16 protein-coding genes are annotated in these 17,294 nt (G+C 74.3%); 8 read left to right on the top strand and 8 right to left on the bottom strand.

The window, feature by feature from the left end:
• Positions 1–36 precede the first annotated feature (36 nt).
• The 4 genes from QNO07_RS07740 (at position 37) to fxsA (ending at position 5,419) form a co-directional block, all read left to right on the top strand.
• Entirely contained in the window at positions 37–1,677 is a 1,641-nt protein-coding gene (locus QNO07_RS07740) for an amidohydrolase (protein WP_283990921.1), read from the top strand.
• A 517-nt stretch (positions 1,678–2,194) separates the two neighbouring features.
• The gene (gene lnt, locus QNO07_RS07735; RefSeq protein ID WP_283990920.1) at positions 2,195–4,045 is read left to right on the top strand and encodes an apolipoprotein N-acyltransferase; all 1,851 of its coding nucleotides are present in this window, start codon (positions 2,195–2,197) and stop codon (positions 4,043–4,045) included.
• Complete coding sequence (locus QNO07_RS07730) at positions 4,042–4,809, top strand: polyprenol monophosphomannose synthase (RefSeq protein ID WP_283990919.1); 768 nt, start codon at positions 4,042–4,044, stop codon at positions 4,807–4,809. Before lnt ends, QNO07_RS07730 begins: the two co-directional genes overlap by 4 nt.
• 4 nt (positions 4,810–4,813) lie before the next feature.
• On the top strand, positions 4,814–5,419 hold the full coding sequence (gene fxsA, locus QNO07_RS07725) for an FxsA family membrane protein (RefSeq protein ID WP_283990917.1): 606 nt from the start codon (positions 4,814–4,816) through the stop codon (positions 5,417–5,419).
• Between the two features lie 140 nt (positions 5,420–5,559).
• Here fxsA and QNO07_RS07720 read toward each other — a convergent pair whose 3' ends face one another.
• From QNO07_RS07720 to yczE, 4 genes are all read right to left on the bottom strand, one after another.
• Positions 5,560–5,934 (bottom strand): RNA polymerase-binding protein RbpA, encoded by a 375-nt coding sequence (locus QNO07_RS07720; protein WP_283990916.1) that lies wholly within the window; start codon positions 5,932–5,934, stop codon positions 5,560–5,562.
• 254 nt (positions 5,935–6,188) lie between these two features.
• Positions 6,189–7,547 carry an MFS transporter gene (locus tag QNO07_RS07715; RefSeq protein ID WP_283990915.1) on the bottom strand — a complete coding sequence of 453 codons (1,359 nt, stop codon included), beginning with the start codon at positions 7,545–7,547 and terminating at the stop codon, positions 6,189–6,191.
• 41 nt (positions 7,548–7,588) lie between these two features.
• Positions 7,589–8,368 (bottom strand): glycerophosphodiester phosphodiesterase family protein, encoded by a 780-nt coding sequence (locus QNO07_RS07710; RefSeq protein ID WP_283990914.1) that lies wholly within the window; start codon positions 8,366–8,368, stop codon positions 7,589–7,591.
• Positions 8,365–9,051, bottom strand: a complete 687-nt coding sequence (gene yczE, locus QNO07_RS07705; RefSeq protein ID WP_283990913.1) for a membrane protein YczE — start codon at positions 9,049–9,051, stop codon at positions 8,365–8,367. Before yczE ends, QNO07_RS07710 begins: the two co-directional genes overlap by 4 nt.
• Before the next feature lie 98 nt (positions 9,052–9,149).
• Here yczE and QNO07_RS07700 point away from each other — a divergent pair, with 98 nt between their 5' ends.
• Positions 9,150–10,661, top strand: a complete 1,512-nt coding sequence (locus QNO07_RS07700; protein WP_283990912.1) for an SCO1417 family PLP biosynthesis transcription factor — start codon at positions 9,150–9,152, stop codon at positions 10,659–10,661.
• 39 nt (positions 10,662–10,700) lie between these two features.
• On the opposite strand, the gene QNO07_RS07695 is transcribed toward QNO07_RS07700, so the two are convergent.
• The 3 genes from QNO07_RS07695 to QNO07_RS07685 form a co-directional block, all read right to left on the bottom strand.
• Complete coding sequence (locus tag QNO07_RS07695; RefSeq protein WP_283990911.1) at positions 10,701–12,281, bottom strand: hypothetical protein; 1,581 nt, start codon at positions 12,279–12,281, stop codon at positions 10,701–10,703.
• A 25-nt stretch (positions 12,282–12,306) separates the two neighbouring features.
• A complete protein-coding gene (locus QNO07_RS07690) occupies positions 12,307–12,501 on the bottom strand; it encodes a hypothetical protein (RefSeq protein ID WP_283990910.1) in 195 nt (64 codons plus the stop codon).
• A gap of 134 nt (positions 12,502–12,635) precedes the next feature.
• Positions 12,636–14,018, bottom strand: coding sequence for a phosphoinositide-specific phospholipase C-related protein (locus QNO07_RS07685; RefSeq protein ID WP_283990909.1), 1,383 nt, complete (start codon positions 14,016–14,018; stop codon positions 12,636–12,638).
• A 323-nt stretch (positions 14,019–14,341) separates the two neighbouring features.
• Between QNO07_RS07685 and QNO07_RS07680 the strand changes: the two genes are divergently transcribed.
• Positions 14,342–14,971, top strand: coding sequence for an SCO2207 family protein (locus tag QNO07_RS07680; RefSeq protein WP_283990908.1), 630 nt, complete (start codon positions 14,342–14,344; stop codon positions 14,969–14,971).
• Positions 14,972–15,184: 213 nt separating this feature from the next.
• On the top strand, positions 15,185–15,928 hold the full coding sequence (locus tag QNO07_RS07675) for a phosphatase PAP2 family protein (RefSeq protein WP_283990907.1): 744 nt from the start codon (positions 15,185–15,187) through the stop codon (positions 15,926–15,928).
• An 89-nt stretch (positions 15,929–16,017) separates the two neighbouring features.
• On the opposite strand, the gene QNO07_RS07670 is transcribed toward QNO07_RS07675, so the two are convergent.
• Entirely contained in the window at positions 16,018–16,407 is a 390-nt protein-coding gene (locus QNO07_RS07670) for a DUF4190 domain-containing protein (RefSeq protein WP_283990906.1), read from the bottom strand.
• Positions 16,408–16,712: 305 nt separating this feature from the next.
• On the opposite strand from QNO07_RS07670, the gene QNO07_RS27535 reads away from it, so the two are divergent.
• Positions 16,713–17,216, top strand: a complete 504-nt coding sequence (locus tag QNO07_RS27535) for a hypothetical protein (protein WP_349636814.1) — start codon at positions 16,713–16,715, stop codon at positions 17,214–17,216.
• The last annotated feature ends 78 nt before the right edge of the window (positions 17,217–17,294 follow it).

Below are 17,294 nucleotides of genomic sequence, written 5' to 3'. Positions count from 1 at the left end.
TCCACCGGCCGGCGCGCCGCGCGGGAGACTGGCCCCATGAGCGACAGCACCACCCCCCGCCGACCGCCCCGTACCGTCCTGCTGCGCGGCGGTGAGGTCCACAGCCCGGCCGACCCCTTCGCCACCGCCATGGTGGTGGAGGGCGACGCCGTCGCCTGGGTCGGTTCCGAGGGTGCCGCCGACTCCTTCGCCGACGGGGTCGACGAGACGGTCCACCTGGACGGGGCCCTGGTCACCCCCGCCTTCACCGACGCCCATGTGCACACCACCTCGACCGGGCTGGCCCTCACCGGCCTCGACCTGTCCGGCGCGCCCACTCCCGCCGCCGCGCTGGCCGGCGTCCGGCAGCACGCCGAGGCCCGCCGGGAGGAGCGCATCCTGCTGGGGCACGGATGGGACGCCACCGACTGGCCCGGCGGCCTGCCGCCCACCCGGGCCGAGCTGGACGCCGCCAGCGGCGGCCGTCCGCTCTACCTCAGCCGCGCCGACGTGCACTCGGCGCTGGCCACCACCGCGCTGCTCGACCTGGTGCCCGGAGTTCGCGAGCTACCCGGGTTCGCGACCGACGGCCCGCTGACCGGCGCCGCCCACCACGCGGTGCGCGCGGCGGCGCTCGGCTCGATCACCCCGGCGCAGCGCGCCGCCGCCCAGCGGGCCGCGCTGGTCCGCGCCGCCGAACTGGGCATCGGCTCGCTGCACGAGTGCGCGGGGCCGGACATCTCCAGCGAGGACGACTTCACCGCCCTGCTGGCTCTGGCGGCCGAGGGCGGTGGTCCCCGGGTGACCGGGTACTGGGCCGAACCCGTCACCTCCGCGAAAGGGGCCGCACGGATCCGCGAACTGGGCGCGGCAGGCGCAGCGGGCGACCTGTTCGCAGACGGCTCGCTCGGCTCGCACACCGCCCACCTGCACGCGCCCTACGCGGACGCCGACCACCGGGGCTCGGCGCTACTGGACGCCGACGCGGTGGCCGCCCATGTGGCGGCCTGCACCGAGGCGGGCCTGCAGGCCGGTTTCCACGCGATCGGGGACGCGGCGATCAGCGCCGTCACCGCCGGGGTGCGGGCCGCAGCCGACCGGGTCGGCCTCGCCCGGGTCCGGGCGATGCGGCACCGCGTGGAACACGCCGAGATGATGACCGCCACGACCGTCGCCGACTTCGCCGACCTCGCCCTGACCGCCTCCGTGCAGCCCGCGTTCGACGCCGCCTGGGGTGGCGAGGAGGGCATGTACGCCCGGCGCCTGGGCGTGGAGCGGGCCCGCACGCTCAACCCCTACGCGGCGCTGCTGCGGGCCGGGGTGCCGCTGGCGCTGGGGTCCGACAGCCCGGTGACCCCCCTGGACCCCTGGGGGACCGTCCGGGCGGCGGCCTTCCACCGCACGCCCGAGCACCGCGTCTCCGTCCGGGCGGCGTTCACCGCGCACACCCGGGGTGGCTGGCGCGCCCTGGGGCGTGACGACGCGGGTGTCCTCGTTCCGGGCGCCCCCGCCGACTACGCGCTGTGGCGCACCGGCGCGCTGGTGCTCCAGGCCCCGGACAACCGCGTCGCCAACTGGTCCACCGACCCGCGCTCCGGCACGCCCGGCCTGCCCGACCTCACCCCCGGCGGCCAACTCCCGGTCTGCCTGCGCACGGTGGTCGGCGGGCGCACGGTGTACAGGCGGCCGAACGAGTGATCCCGGGGCCCGCGTTCCGCCGAACGATGACCGACCGGGCTGTCCGCCGGGGTCCGGCCGGTCCGCACTGACCTGCGGATTCGTCAGGAAACCGCAGGTCGGGCGGGTGTTGACAGGCAGCCGCAGACGGCGGGTAGGTTCGGCGGAGTCCCACCACAGGACGTCCGACCGAACGATGCACCGCGCAGCCGTCGAACGCCGCTGGGCCACGGTGGTGCGCCGCACGGCACACCGCCACAGGCAGCCAGGTCCAGCGCCCGCGGCACGGGGGCGGAAGGTTTCAGCAGGTCGGCAGGTGCGACCCGGGTAGGGCCCGGCGCTCAGTAGACAACGGCTTTCGGTTGACCCGCAGCCAGCGGTTCCCGGGCCGGCCCGAAGAGCGCCGGGCCCGATCCGCGCTCCGGGCCCTGCACCCCGGGTGGCGCGCCCCACCGCCTCCGGCGAGATCCCGCCCACTCCCACGCGTCCCCGGGGCCCCGTTGGGCCATTCGCGTTGTACGGTCAGCTTCATCACCTCATGACCTGCAGGAAGGCAGCGACCGTGCCACCGGGCCCCGACACCACCGCCGACGCCGGAGCGAGGACGCCGGCCGAGGCCGCCCCGGCGCCCGCCGCCGCGCACCCGCCGCCCCCGGCGGACGCTCCGGGCAGCCCGGCGGAACCCGCGGGCACGCAGGCCCAGGGCGGGTCACCGGTCGCCGGCCGCCTCACCCGCTGGGTGGCGGCCCGCCGCCGGAGCCTCCCGCGCACGGCAGGTGCCGCGCTCGCCGGTCTCGGCCTCGCCGCGGCGTTCCCGCCCTACGACGTCTGGCCGCTGTCACTGCTCGCCGTCGCCGCGCTCGCCCTGCTCACCCGCGGCCGCACCGCCCGCCAAGGGGCCTGGACGGGCCTGGTGTTCGGCCTGGCCTTCTTCCTCGGCCTGCTGAAGTGGCTGCACGTCATCGGCTGGGACGCGGTGGTGGGCCTGTGCGTGCTGCAGGCCCTGTTCCTGTGCGCCCTCGGTGCCGCGCTGGCCACCGCCTCACGGTTGCCGCTCTGGCCGCTGTGGGGAGCCTGCCTGTGGGTCGCGGAGGAAGCCGCCCGCGACCGCATCCCGCTCGGCGGCTTCCCCTGGGGGCGCCTGGCCTTCGCCAACACCGGCTCCCCGTTCACGCCGCTCGCCGCCCTGGGCGGAGCGCCGCTGGTCACGTTCGCCGTCGCGCTGTCTGGTTCCCTGCTGGCCGCCGCCGCGCTGGCCGCGTACCGCCTCCGCCGACCTGGCGCGACGACCGACGCGGCCCACCCGGCGTCCGCGCCTGCGTCGGCCGGCCCCGCGCCCGCCCCGGCGGACCCCGCGCCCGCGCCCAGCGCGGGTGCCGCGCAGTTGCGCCGCGCGGCACCCGCGCTGGGCGCGCTCGCGCTCGCCGCCGCAGTCGCCGGCACCGGCTACGCCGTGCCGATCCCCACCGCCGCCGACGACACCGTCACCATCGCCGTGGTGCAGGGCAACGTGCAGCAGCCCGGCATGGACTTCCTGGGCCGTCCCATGATGATCCTGAACAACCACGTCGACCCGACCGTGGAACTGGCCGAGGACGTGGCCGCAGGCCGGGCCCGCCAGCCCGACCTGGTCATCTGGCCCGAGAACGCCTCCGACCTCGATCCCTACCGCTACCGCGAGGCAGGCGACGCCATCAACCGGGCGGTGCGCGCGATCGGCGTTCCCGTCCTGGTCGGAGCCCTTGTGGACCACCCCACCCGGGAGGGCTACGTGGAGAACCAGGGCATCGTCTGGGACCCCGAGACCGGGCCCGGAGCCTCCTACACGAAGCAGCACCCGGTCCCGTTCGGCGAGTACGTGCCCTTCCGCGAGCAGCTGAGCAAGGTCATCACCCGCCTGGACCGGGTCCCGCGCGACTTCTGGCCCGGCGACCGCACCGGCGTGCTCCAGGTCGGTCCGGCCAAGCTCGGCGACGTCATCTGCTTCGAGGTCGCCTACGACCCCATCGTGCGCGACACCGTGAAGTCCGGTGCGCGGGCCCTCGTCATCCAGACCAACAACGCCACCTACGGGCGCACCGGCCAGCCCGAGCAGCAGCTGGCCATGTCGCGGCTGCGGGCGATGGAGCACGGACGGGCGATCGTCACCGCCGCGCCGAGCGGCATCAGCGCCGTGGTGGCACCCGACGGCACGATCGAGCAGCGCACCGAGGAGTTCACTCAGGACGTGCTCACCGCGGAACTCCCGCTGCGGGACGACATCACCGTGGCCGACCGCGTCGGGGCCGCTCCGGAGTGGCTGCTCGCTATCGTGGGCGCCCTCTCCTGCGTCGCGGCGGTTGTGCTCGGCAGGCGGGAACGGACCTACCAGAAGGGGCAGCAGCCGTGAAAGACGAAGCACCGCGACGCCGTGGCCCCCTGGGCAGCGTGCTGGTGATCATCCCGACCTACAACGAGGTCGACAACATCCGGCCGATCGTGGAGCGGGTCCGCGCGGCCGTGCCGGAGGCGCACGTCCTGGTGGCGGACGACAACAGCCCGGACGGCACCGGCAAGGTCGCCGACGAGTTGGCCGCCGAGGACGACCACGTGCAGGTCCTGCACCGCCGGGGCAAGGAAGGGCTGGGCGCCGCGTACCTGGCCGGCTTCCGATGGGGCATCGAACAGGGCCACGGCGTGCTCGTCGAGATGGACGCCGACGGCTCCCACCAGCCCGAGGAGCTGCCCCGGCTGCTGACCGCGCTGAAGGGCGCCGACCTCGTCCTGGGGTCGCGCTGGGTGCCTGGCGGCAGGGTCGTCAACTGGCCGGCCTCGCGCAAGGCGCTCTCCCGCGGCGGCAGCACCTACTCGCGGGTGCTGCTGGACATCCCGATCCGGGACGTCACCGGCGGCTTCCGGGCGTTCCGCCGCGAGACCCTGGAGGGCCTGGACATGGCGGAGGTCGCCTCCCAGGGCTACTGCTTCCAGGTGGACCTCGCGCACCGGGCGGTCCGCGCCGGCTACCAGGTCGTGGAGGTCCCCATCACCTTCGTCGAGCGGGAGCGCGGCGACAGCAAGATGAGCCGGGACATCGTGGTCGAGGCCCTGTGGCGGGTCACCGCCTGGGGAGTGGGGTCCCGCTTCAGAAAACTCACCGGACGCAGGCACACTTGAGAACATGACGACCGGCGAGAACCGTCCCCAGCACTTTCCCAAGGAGCCAGGCCCGCACGGGCCCGGAGCCGGCCCCGGCAGCCCGGGTGCGCCGCACAGGCGCTCCCACTCGTTCGTGCCGCTGGCGGTCGCCGTCTGGGTGATCGCGGAGATCTGGCTGTTCCTGCTGCTGGCCGACCTCGCGGGCGGCCTGGGCGTGCTGGCCGTCGTCGCGGCCGGCTTCCTGCTCGGGGCGCTGGCGATCAAACGAGCCGGTCGCCGCGCGTGGCGCAACCTGACCGAGAGCCTTCAGGCGGGCGGACCTCCGCCGGGCACGTCCCCCAGTGGCGGCAACGGGCTGGCCATGCTGGGCGGCCTGCTGCTGATGCTGCCGGGTCTGCTCTCCGACCTGTTCGGGCTGCTGTGCCTCTTCCCGCCCACCGCGGGCCTGCTGCGCCGGGGTGTGGTCCGCTGGGCGGAACGAGGCGGCCTCGCGCCCGGCGGCCTGGGCGACGCCGTGCGCCAGGCGCGTACCGCCGGTGAGCAGGTGCGCATCCACCGCCCCGACGGCAAGGTCGTCCCCGGTGAGGTCATCCGTGAGGACCCGCCCCGAGAGGGCGGGCTGAGCTGACATGTGGTGAGGCCCCGGACTCCGCGGAGTCCGGGGCCTCACCACATGAGGCGGGCCGGGCGCACGCATGCGAGGGCGGGGAGCGGCACGCTTCCGCGTGCCGCTCCCCGCCCTCGCAGGTTGTCCCTGCCGCCGGCCGCCTAGGCGGACTTGCGGCTGTCGCGCGGGTGCACCGCGATGTTCATGGCGCCCGAGCGGAGTACCGCCAGCCTCTCGGCCAGCACTTCCTCAAGCTCCTCGCGGGTGCGCCGCTCCATGAGCATGTCCCAGTGCGTACGCGCGGGCTTGCCCTTCTTCTCTTCGGGACCCTCGCCGTCGACCAGGAGGGCCTGGGAGCCGCAGACCTTGCACTCCCACTCCGGCGGGATCTCCGCCTCTACCGAGAACGGCATCTCAAAGCGATGTCCGTTCTGGCATGCGTACTCCACCGCCTGGCGCGGGGCCAGGTCGATGCCGCGGTCGGTCTCGTAGCTGGTCACCACAAGTCGCGTGCCGCGTAGAGCTCGCTCACTCATGAATCGTGCCTCCCGGGCTGGTAGCCCACAGGACAGGTGTCGCTGTCGTCGTCATCCGTTCAACGTCCGGTCGGCGGTGAAGATTCCCGTAGTGGGACATGCGTCGCCCGTCGTGCCGCCTGTTGTTGTACCCGCCACTGCCCGCTTTGTCACATCTATCGGCAGATGTCACCCAACGTCATGCTGTTCGTGCCTGCAGTAACGGTCCCTCCGGCGAGCCAAAGGCGTACACTACCGGCCCTGCGGCCCGAGACCTAAATCCGACCCGGCACCACGTTGCCGACCGCTTCCGCCGCTCGCCGTACGGGTACCCGCAGCAGCAGCAGGAAACCCAGCACGAAGAACACCACGAGCGAGATGATCGCATCCCGGTAGCTGCCCGTCAGCTGGTACGTGACACCGAAGACGAGCGGCCCCAGCCAGCTGGTGCCCCGGTCGCTCACCTCGTACAGCGAGAAGTACTCCGCCTCCTTGCCCTTCGGTACGAGCTGGGCGAACAGTGAGCGCGACAGGGCCTGGGTGCCGCCGAGCACCAGCCCGATCGAGCCGGCCAGCGCGAAGAACCACAGCGCCTCCCCGGCGGGCAGGAAGTAGCCGCCGGTCACGGTGGCCGTCCACGCCACCAGGGAGCCCAGGATCGTGTGTTTGGCCCCGTAGGTCTGCGCCAGCCGGCCGAGCAGCAGGGCCCCGGCCATCGCCAGCACCTGCACCAGGAGGATGGCCCCGATGAGCGTCGTCTGGTCCACGCCCAGTTCCTCCGACCCGAACACCGACGCCTGCGAGATGACCGTCTGCACGCCGTCGTTGTAGAGCAGGTAGGCCAGCAGGAACATCAGCGTCAGCGGATACCTGCGCATCTCCTTGAAGGTGGTGATCAGCTGCCGCCACCCGCCGCCCAGTGAGGGTCGGGCCTGCGCGGCGGGCACCGCGCCGGGCCGCTCCCGCAGGCGCCGGAGCGGCACGAGGGTGAACACGCCCCACCACAGGCCCGCCGACGCCAGGCAGATCCGCACCGCGGTGCCCTCGGTCACGCCCAGCGCCTCGTGCCCGAGGAACAGAGCCAGGTTGGCGACCAGCACCAGCGCGCCCGCCGCGTAGCCGAACGCCCAGCCCTTGGACGACACCGCGTCGCGTTCCTCCGGCAGCGCGATCTGCGGCAGGAACGCGTTGTAGACCACCACCGACACCGCGTAGGCGACGTTGGCGAGGATCAGCAGCGCCCCGCCCAGCAGGTAGCGGTCGCCGTCGAGGAAGAACATGCACGCGGTGGCGCCCGCGCCCAGGTAGGCGGAGACCGCCAGGATGGGCTTCTTGCGGCCCGTCCGGTCGGCCACCGCGCCCGCCAGCGGCATCACCAGGACCGAGAGCAGCACCGAGGCGGAGACCACGTACGCGAAGTAGGAGCCGTCCCGCACGGGAATGCCCAGCGGGTACACGTAGCCGTCGGAGTCCGCAGCGGCCTTGGCGATCTCCGTGAGGTACGGCCCCAGGAAGACGGTGATCACACTCGTCGAGAAGACCGAGTTGGCCCAGTCGTAGTAGTACCAGCCGCGCTGCTCGCGTCTGCGCTCCGCGACGCCGTCCGCGGCCTCGCTCACGGCCTCCGTGCCCACCCGTGCCCCCTCGCTGGTCCGCGGCGTACCGGGGGGCGAACTCAGGTGGCCCAGGCCCCCCGCTCGACCAGCACCTGACGCAGCAGCTCGATGTGATCGGTCATGATGCCATCCACGCCGAGATCCAGCAGCTCCCGCATGGTCGCGGCGTCGTTCACCGTCCACACGTGTACCTGAAGGCCGCGCCGGTGGGCGGCCCGCAGCATGGCGGCGTCCACCACCGGCACCCCGGCCTGGCGGACCGGCACCTGCACGCACACCGCGTTGTCGCGGAACCGTCCCGGCAGCCGGTAGGAGCGCAGCCGCAGGCCGAGCACGCCCGCGGCGCCCAGCGACGTCGCCAGCCGGGGGCCGCCCAGGGCCCTGGCCCTGGCCACCCGTCGCTCGGCGAAGGCGCCGACGCACACCCGGTCCCAGGCGTCGGCCTCGTCCAGCACCTCCAGCAGCGGCGCCACGGCGGCGTCCGCCTTCACGTCGATGTTCCAGCGCGCCTGCGGGAACTCCCGCAGCAGGTCCGCGAAGAGCGGCACGGGTTCCCCCGCCACCCGCAGCCGCCGCAGCTCGTCGAAGGAGAGGGAGGCCAGCCGACCGCCGGCTCCGGCCATCCGGTCCAGAGTGGCGTCGTGGAAGGCGACCAGCCGGCCGTCGGCGGTCGTGTGCACGTCCGTCTCCAGGTACCGGTAGCCCAGTTCCACGGCCCGCCGGAAGGCGCCGACGGTGTTCTCCGCCGGGCCGGGACCCGTCCCGTCGCCGGCTCCGCCGCGGTGGGCGAACGCCAGGGGAGCCGGATGGTCGAGGAACGGGTGCGCGGCGTCGGTCACCGCCGCAGTATGACCCGGCGTGTCCTGGGGGCCGGCACCCGCCCCGTGATCACGCCGTCCTGCTCCCCACCGGCACCGGACCGCTCCCGGCGGGTGAAGACGCGCAGGAACACCTGCGCCAGGGGCCCGATGGCCAGCGCGTACGCCACAGTGCCCGCGCCGACCGCGCCGCCCAGCAGGAAGCCGGTGAGCAGCACGGTGAGTTCGATGCCGGTGCGCACCAGCCGGATCGAGCGTCCGGTCACCCGGTTCAGGCCGGTCATCAACCCGTCGCGGGGCCCGGGGCCGAACCGGGCGGCGATGTACAGGCCCGTCGCCAGGCCGTTGAGCACCACTCCGGCCACCATCAGCGGAACGCGCACCGCGAGCAGCTCCAGCGTCGGCAGCATCATCAGCGTCACGTCCATGGAGACGCCGACGAGGACCACATTGGACACCGTGCCAAGGCCGGGCCGCTGCCGCAGCGGGATCCAGGCCAGCAGCACCAGCGCGCCCACCAGCACCGAGACCGTGCCGATGGAGAGCCCCGTGCGCCCGGCGACACCCTGGTGGAAGACATCCCAGGGGCCGAGGCCCAGCTCCGCACGCACCAGGAACGCGCAGCTCGCCCCGTACAGCCACAGTCCGGCGTACAGCTGCGCCAGCCTGCGCACCGTCCTCCTTCTGCCACCCTCACCCGGCAACGTCCCCGCCCCTCTCGTGTACCGATCACCCTGCCCGTGTCACTCTGGACTCAGAACAAGGCCAATTCCACGGCCAATCAGCGAAAGGTGGACCGGGAATGCCCCAGTGGACCTCAGCGGTGGGTGCGCCGCAGCTCGCCCGGCTGCTCGGCTCGCAACGTGCCCTCGGCTCCGGCGAGGGCACGGCGGGCCGACGTGCCCCGGCTTACCGGGCCCTCGCGGACGGAGTGCGGCTGCTCGTGCTGGAGGGCCGGGTGCCGGTGGCGGCGCGGCTGCCCGCCGAGCGGGAACTGGCCGGTGCGCTGGCGGTGAGCCGCACCACCGTCGCCGCCGCGTACGAGGCGCTGCGCGCCGACGGGTTCCTGGAGTCGCGCCGCGGCGCCGGAAGCTGGACGGCGGTGCCGGCCGGCAACCCGCTGCCGGCGCGCGGCCTGGAGCCGCTGCCGCCGGAGGCCGCCGGGACCATGATCGACCTGGGCTGCGCGGCGCTGCCCGCGCCCGAGCCGTGGCTCAGTCGGGCCTTCGAGGGCGCGCTCGCCGAACTGCCGCCGTACGCACGCACGCACGGCGACTACCCGGCCGGCCTGCCCGTGCTGCGCCAGGCCATCGCCGACGGCTACACCGCACGCGGGGTGCCGACGATGCCCGAGCAGATCATGGTCACCACCGGTGCCATGGGGGCGGTGGCGGCGATCTGCCGGCTGCTGGCTCCCGCGGGGGAGCGGGTCGCGGTGGACCACCCCAGTTACGCCAACGTGCTCCAGCTCATGCGGGACGTCGGCGCCCGGCTGGTGCCGGTGGCGATGGCCGACGGCCTCGCCGGCTGGGACCTGCCTGCCTGGCAGCACACGCTGCGGGCCGCCGCGCCCCGCATGGCGTACGTGGTCCCCGACTTCCACAACCCCACCGGTGCGCTGGTGCCCGACGAGCAGCGGCGCGAGCTGGTGGCGGCGGCCCGGGCGGCGGGCACCTCGCTGGTGGTGGACGAGACGATGGCCGGACTGGTGCTGGAAGCCGGTGACCGGGAAGGGCTGCCGCGCCCGATGGCGGCCTTCGACCCGGGCGGTTCCGTGGTCGTCACGGTCGGATCGGCGAGCAAGGCGATCTGGGCGGGCCTGCGCATCGGCTGGGTGCGGGCGGCTCCGGACGTGGTGCGCAACCTGGTCGCGGCCCGGGCCTACGCCGACCTGGGCAGCCCGGTACTGGAACAGCTCGCGCTGGCCTGGCTGATGACCACCGACGGCTGGGACCAGGCGGTGGAGGTGCGCCGCCGCCGCGCCGCGGAGAACCGGGACGCGCTGGTCGCGGCGGTCCGCAGGGAGCTGCCGGACTGGGAGTTCACGGTGCCGCGCGGCGGCCTCACCCTGTGGGCGCGGGCCGGCGGGCTGTCCGGCTCGCGGATCGCCGAGGTGGGGGAGCGGCTGGGGGTGCGCGTCCCGTCCGGGCCGCGCTTCGGCGTGGACGGCGCTTTCGAGGGGTACGTGCGGCTGCCGTTCACGGTGGGCGGCGCGGTGGCGGCGGAGGCCGCGTCCCGGCTGGCCGCGGCGGCGGACCTGGTGGCCAGCGGAGCGGCCGGCGAGCGCGACATGCCGCGTACCTTCGTCGCCTGAGCCCGGCGCGGATCAGGGTGGGTCGAAGCGGCCCGCGGCTCAGGCGGGGTCCGCCGCCGGCTGCGGCGGGGCGGCAGCCGGGGGCGGAGGGAAGCCGGTGCTCTGCGGACGCTGCGGCAGCAGGGCCAGCACGGCCCGCCGGTGCGCCTCGGGCGCGCAGTCGTCCAGCGGGTCGGGGGTGTCGGGCACCTGGAGCCTCATCACGGGGCCGTTGCCCAACCGGGCGTACCCGCGGCCCGGCGGTACGTCGAAGGCCGGGGTGGTGGGCGGCGGTTCTCCGAGCACGGCCCGCACCTGCTCGGGGGTGGCCGGGCCCAGCACGGCCCGTGCCCGGGTGTAGGCGCGCACCGGCTGGCTCAGCCCGTCCGCGCCTTCGAACTGGTCGGCCAGGGCCACCGTGACCCGGGCCGCGCGGCCGTGCCGCAGCGCGCCCTCCAGGAGGTCCTGCGGGTCGGTCCGCCCCTCGCACCTGGCGACATGGCTGAGCACGGCCGGCCGGTCCACGATCAGCCACAGGGGGCGGCACACGTTCTCCGGGGTGACCTGGCCGTCGTGCCGGGCCCGTCCGGCGGCGAGCAGCCTGCGCTGCGTCTCGTGCGCGGCCCACTCCAGCGAGGCCAGCGCACCCACCAGGGTCGTCTCGACCCCGAGGACTCCCGGCCGTCCCAGCAGGCAGGAGTACTCGCCGGTCCCGGTGCCGTCCAGTACCAGGACGTCGCCGTGCTGCAGGGCCTGCACGGCCAGGGAGCGCAACAGCGTGGTGGTGCCCGAGCCCGGCTGGCCGAGGGCCAGCAGGTGCGACTCGCTGGAGCGCGGGCCGGTCCGCCACACCACCGGCGGCATGTCGCGGCGGTCCTCACCCTCGCCTACGGGCAGGGTGCGCTGCACGGAGTCCGGGTCGGTGAAGCCGAGCACGGCCTCGCCCTGCGTGACCACGAAGCGCTGGGCGCAGATGTCGGTGGGCAGCGGGTCGAGCGCCTTGATCCGGAGCTGGTTGCCCTCCTCGTCCCAGTCGAAGCGGTACTCGCGGCCCCGGCCCGCCTTGGCGCACAGCACCTGCTGCACCCGCAGCCGGGAGGCCGGTTCGCCGTCGGGGAAGTAGGGCGGGTAGCGCAGCGTCAGGTCGGCCAGTCGGCCGTCGGGGCCGAAGGCGGGCTCGGTGAAGGACTTCTCCCAGGTGCCGTCGTGGGTGAACAGCGGCTCGGGATGGCCCTCCTCGGCCGGGTGGAAGTACGGGACCAGCGCCTCGTAGAGGGTCTGCAACCGGGCGGCCTGCTCCTCGTCGGGACCTTCCGGCTCCTCGGGCCCCGGTTCGGGGCGGTCCCGGCCGAGCCAGGCGGCGGCCCCCAGCAGTGCGACCGTGCCGGCCAGCGCCCCGTAGGGGGCCAGGTACAGCACGAGCAGGCACGCGCCGCCGAGGAAGAGTCCGGGGCCGCGCCGGTCCTTGGGCGTCTGCGCCCACCACTGCCGGGCCGCCGCGGCCAGCCTGCCCAGCCCGCGGGCGAGGACGTACAGCGGTCGGCAGACGTCCGCCGTGTGGTCGGCGGCGGTGCGGGCGTAGCCGCAGGCGCGGGTGAACGGGCCGGTGGCGGGCAGGGCGCGCAGCAGGGGCCGCAGCATCGACGTGTGCCTCCTCGTCCGGCGGTCAGAGGCTGAGGCCGCCGAGCAGGTTGGCGATGCTGTCGCCGCCCGCCTTGATGCCCGGTGCGATGGCGGAGCCGGCGAGGTAGAAGCCGAACAGGGCGCAGACCACCGCGTGCGAGAGCTTGAGTCCGTCCTTGCGGAAGAAGAGGAAGGCGATCACTCCGAGCAGGAGGACGCCGGAGACCGAAAGGATCATGAGGGCTCCTGCGTGGGCGACAAAGGTGACTTACCGTTCCTCCACCCTCACAGAAAGCACATAATCATGCGAAGTGACAGGCACGCTGGGCCCTCACATCCACCCGTTCGGCCGCACGACCCGCCCCGGCGCCCTCAGGGATGCACGGTGTAGCCGTTCAGGCTGTCCACCGCGGCAGCCGCGTCCCCCAGCTCGTAGCGGTCCACCGCGACGAAGTTGGGCTTCTTGCGCGCGGCGGGCGCACAGAAGTTCTCCGCCCGGTTGAGCAGCTTGGCGTTGTCGGAGGAGATGGTCGCCGCGATCGGCACGTCCCGGAAGTGGTTCATCACGAACAGCGGCCGGAACCCGGGTTCCTCGCGGGTCAGCGGCACGTTCACCCCGGCGCCGTACCACCGGCTGTAGCAGGACCAGTCGCTGCCGCCCAGACCCGGCCCCATCGACCAGTGGTTCTCCACCGTCCACTCGCGCTGGTACATCACCCCGAAGGAGTCCCGGGTGAGTCCCGCCGAGGCGTCCTGGCCCCGGGTGCGGTCGGTGAACACCAGCAGCTGGCGGCCGGGACCGCCGAGGTCGGCCATCCTGGGCCAGCCCCGGGTGCGTACCCCCTCCCGGTCCGGGCGGTACAGCACGTCCGCCAGTCCGTCGACCCGGGCCAGTTCGCTGCGCAGCAGGGTGGCCGGCACGTAGTCCTCCAGGAACACCGTGGCGAACTGGCCCGGGTGGGCACGCAGGTGGTCCACGATGCGCTGGACGCCCACCCACAGGGCCACGGGGCGGCTCACCAGGGTGCAGCTGCCGTGGCACATGACGGCGCCGTCCGGGGTCTGGTGCACGTCGAGCATGAATCCGCGCACCCCGTCGTCCAGCTGCTGCCGCAAGCCGCGCGACTGGTTGGGGAAGGCGTTGGCGAACGGCGGCGCGAAGCCGCCGTCCACGCCGTTGGCGTAGGCGTTGTGGGTGGTGAGGAAGGTGACCTGGTCCAGGGTGCGTTCACCGGCCGGCGGCATCGGGCGGACGGGGAGCGGCACCGGTGTCAGGTACCAGCGGGTGCCGGCCCCCGTTCCGGTGGTCAGCTGCGGCCGGGTCGGGTGCACCTGCCCGCTGGGGGCGTCCGCCAGCACCAGGCGCCGCTCGCCGCCGGGCACATCCAGCGTGTACGTTCCACCGCCGGAGGGGACGAGCAGCCAGGCGGCGTCGTCGTGGTCGCAGGCGACTACGGCCACTGCCTGGCCGGATGACCGGCCCAGGCAGCGCGCCGGGGCGTCGGTGCTGCGCAGTTCGGAGGTCCCGCCGCTGCGCTCCGCGATCCGCCAGCGCTGTCTGCCCTCGTCGCCGCGCGGCCGGTGCAGGTGCACCTCGCCACCGGTGTCGGCGGCGTTGAGGCCGTTGACGGCGCTCTGCACGTGCACAGGGCCGTCGGGCAGCGCGGGCTCGCTGCCGGACGCCTCGGGCAGCGGCAGCACGAGGGTGAGGACGAGCGCCGCCACCGTGCCGACCGTCCGCTTTGTTCCGGGCACGGGCCACCGTCCGTCCGCATGTCAGGTTCAGATCATGACCCGCTCATGATGGCCCGGCGAACGGCGTCGGACAGCGCGGCTTTCGGCCAGGCCCGAGACGCCCGGAACGCCTCCTACCGTTCCGCCCGGGGCCCGGAAGACCCCTGCGGGTCCCGGCGGCCGGACATCATCCCCGACCGCTCGCGGGCCCGGAGGCGAGCTGTCAGATCCGGCCAAAGCAGGCCGCCGGCTGAGCAGAACTCGTCCCCGCCACCGTTCTCACCAGCAACACACGAGTAAAGACGCGCTTCGTGGCCCCAGTTGTCGAGGAACGGAAGTGGCACGTGTCCCGGAAGAGAACGGTCAGCCGCCGCAAGAAGATCGTGATGCTGGTGACGGCGGTCGCCCTGGTCGGCGGCGGAGCGGCGGTGATGGCCGGAACCAGCCAGGCGTCGGTGGCCTGTGACGGGCTGGCGGGCGCCCTGGCCAACAACGAGAAGTTCATCGCCGACCAGCGGGCGGCTCCCGACGCTCTCTCCGACGCGAGAATCGCCAACCGGGAAGCGGTCGTCGAGGAGATCAAGCGCAAGCAGGCGGCGTCCGGTTGCGAGGTCGGCCAGGGTTCCGCGCAGCCCCCCGCCCAGGACGCCCCGGCCGACCCGCCCGCGTCGCAGGCACCCGCAGAGCCGCCGGCCCGGGCGGCGCCGCCCGCGCAGGGCGCGGACGGGGAGCAGGTGTGCGCGGGCTCGACGGTCACGCTCTCCGGGGAGGCCGGGCCGCCCGCCGCCTCCAGCAACGAGTTCCCCGCGGGGACCACGCTGCGGGTGACGAACCTGGACAACAACCGGTCCGTCACCGTCGAGGTCACCTCGACCTCGGGAAGCTGCGTGCTGCTCAACGACGCCGCTTTCGAGGAGGTGCGCGAACCGGGCAAGTTCCTCATCCGCCGGGCCCTCGTCGAGCGAACCGGCTGACCGGACGCGGTCGGGAACATGAGCCCGAAGTGAGGCGACGGCAGCGGCCGGCGCGCACGGCACCCGCCGCGCGCGCCGCCCGTTCCGGCGTCCGCGGACGCCCGCGTCGGGTGCCGGACCTCGCGCGTTCGTGCGCTCCGGCGCGGCCGTGCCCGATCCCGCGCCGCACGCTGCCAGAGTGGAGGAGGGGGCCTGGCGGAAAGGAGCGACGGCTTGCGCGGCATCGGAGGTCCCAGCGGCAGCCTGACGTCACCCCGGCCACGTCCGGCGCACTCCCGGACGGCACTGCTGCGGACGGGTGCGGCACTCGCGGCGGCCGGCGCGGCACTGCTGCTGCTCGTCGCCCTGGGCTGGCAGCCGCTGCTGGCAGCCGACCGGGCGGTCTCCGACGGGGCCCACCGGATCGCCGTCGACCAACCCGGACTCACGCACCTCTCCCGCATCCTGAGCGACTGGGTCTGGGACCCGCTCACCATGCGGTGCGCCGTGCTGGCCGCGGTGCTCCTCCTGCTGCGGGCCGGCGCCACGCAGCCGGCTGCCTGGGCCGCCGGCGTGACGCTCACCGCCTGGGCGCTCCAGTACCTGCTGAAGGCGGTGGTCGGCCGGGAGCGGCCGTCGTTCGCCGACCCGGTCGACTCGGCGCCGTTCTGGTCGTTCCCCTCGGGGCACGCCATGGCCGCCACGGTGAGTTGCGGAGTCCTGCTGGTGCTCGGGTACCGGCTGCTCCCGCCCGGCGGGTGGCGGACCGCGGCCCTGACCGCGGCCGTCACCAGTGCGGTCGGCGTCGGGCTCACCCGCGTCCACCTCGGCGTGCACTGGCCCAGCGACGTGCTCGCCGGGTGGCTGTTCGGTGCCGCGGTCGTCACCGCGGCGGCGGCGCTCCCGGTGTGGCGCGGCGTCCCGCCGCGCGACCCCGCGCCCGGCGCCGCCCTGCCGGGGCGTCCCGACGGCGGCTGACCGGCCCGGGACGCACCGCGGCCCCCGGGTCTCCCCGAGGGCCGCGGTGCTGAGGACCGGTCAGGCCTGCCAAGCGCCCGTGCCGAGGGTCAGCGCCCCACCTGGTCGCTGAACTCCCGCTGGCAGTCCTCCTGCTCCTGGGTGGTCTCCGCCTGCTCCAGGCACTCCGTCAGGTTGCCGAACTCCTCGCTGTTGAGGAACGACACGCCGACGGCCAGGATCACCACGGAGGCGATGATGCCCAACAGGCCCAGCACGGCTCCCACGATGGCCATCGTGCCGTTCGTCGCGACGCCCTGCTTCTGCCGGCGGAAGCCGATGATGCCCAGCACCAGCGCGACCAGGCCCAGCACGATGCCGCCGAGCACCGTCCAGAAGGTGAGCAGCGCGATGATGCCCAGCACCAGCGCCGCAACCCCGAGGCCGTTGCGCGGGCTGCCCTGGTGCGGCGGGCCGGGGTTGGCGGACGGATAACTCATGGAGCTCCTCTTTCTGCTGTCTCCGCACTGGGGCGGTCTCCCGGTGGGATGCCGCCCGGGACTGCGGCGTGTTGGCGCACCACACCTACCCGGTTCGATGCCGGGGAAGATAACGGATCAGTGCCATTCGGGCGACGGCTGGAAAACACCTGGCCGGCGGCCCTTTCCGGCCAGGGGTGCAAGCCCGGAAGCAGCCGGACGTACTACTCGGCGCACGGGTGAACGAATCTGACCGGTTGTGCGTACCTGCCTGTGGACGCCTGCGGCACGCGGCGCCCGCGCACCGAGCATCGAAGGGTCCGCCGATGACTGATCGCAGCAGCCTTCCCCTGCACGCTCTCCCCGATGGCGAGGCCGAACTCACCGTGGTCCTGCGGCTGAGGTGGGACGACGTGGCCGCACTCGGCCACGAGGCGGCCCGGCTCGCGGCCCGCCACCAGCGGCCGGTGTCGCTGGACGAGGCGGCGAGCTACCGGCTGCGTACCCGGCCGGCCCACGCGGCGCCGGCACCGGAACGGGCCACTGCCGCCGCCACGCCGCCGGCCCCGGTCGCCCTGGCCGGACGTTCCCCTTCCGACCAGGCCCGGCAGGCCATCGAGAAGATCAACGGCAGTGCCGAGGCGCCGGCCGCCTCGGCGGAGACCTCGTTGCGGGCTGCCAACGGCGCTGAACGCCCCGGTGCCAACGGGACGGAACGCTCCGGTGCCAACGGAACCGAACGCCCGGCGGCCAACGGCGCCGAGCGGCCCGGCCGCCACCCGTCGGCGATGATCAGCGCGGGCGGGGGCTCCCCCAGAACCGGGGACTGAATCCCCCCCCCCCCCCCCCCCCCCCCCCCCCCCCCCCCCCCCCCCCCCCCCCGCCCCCCCCCCCCCCCCCCCCCCCCC

This window comes from Streptomyces sp. 549, assembly GCF_030124175.1.
Taxonomy (GTDB): domain Bacteria; phylum Actinomycetota; class Actinomycetes; order Streptomycetales; family Streptomycetaceae; genus Streptomyces.
The sequence above is the reverse complement of the archived record's forward strand: the minus strand, read 5'-3'. Positions and strand labels throughout refer to the sequence as shown.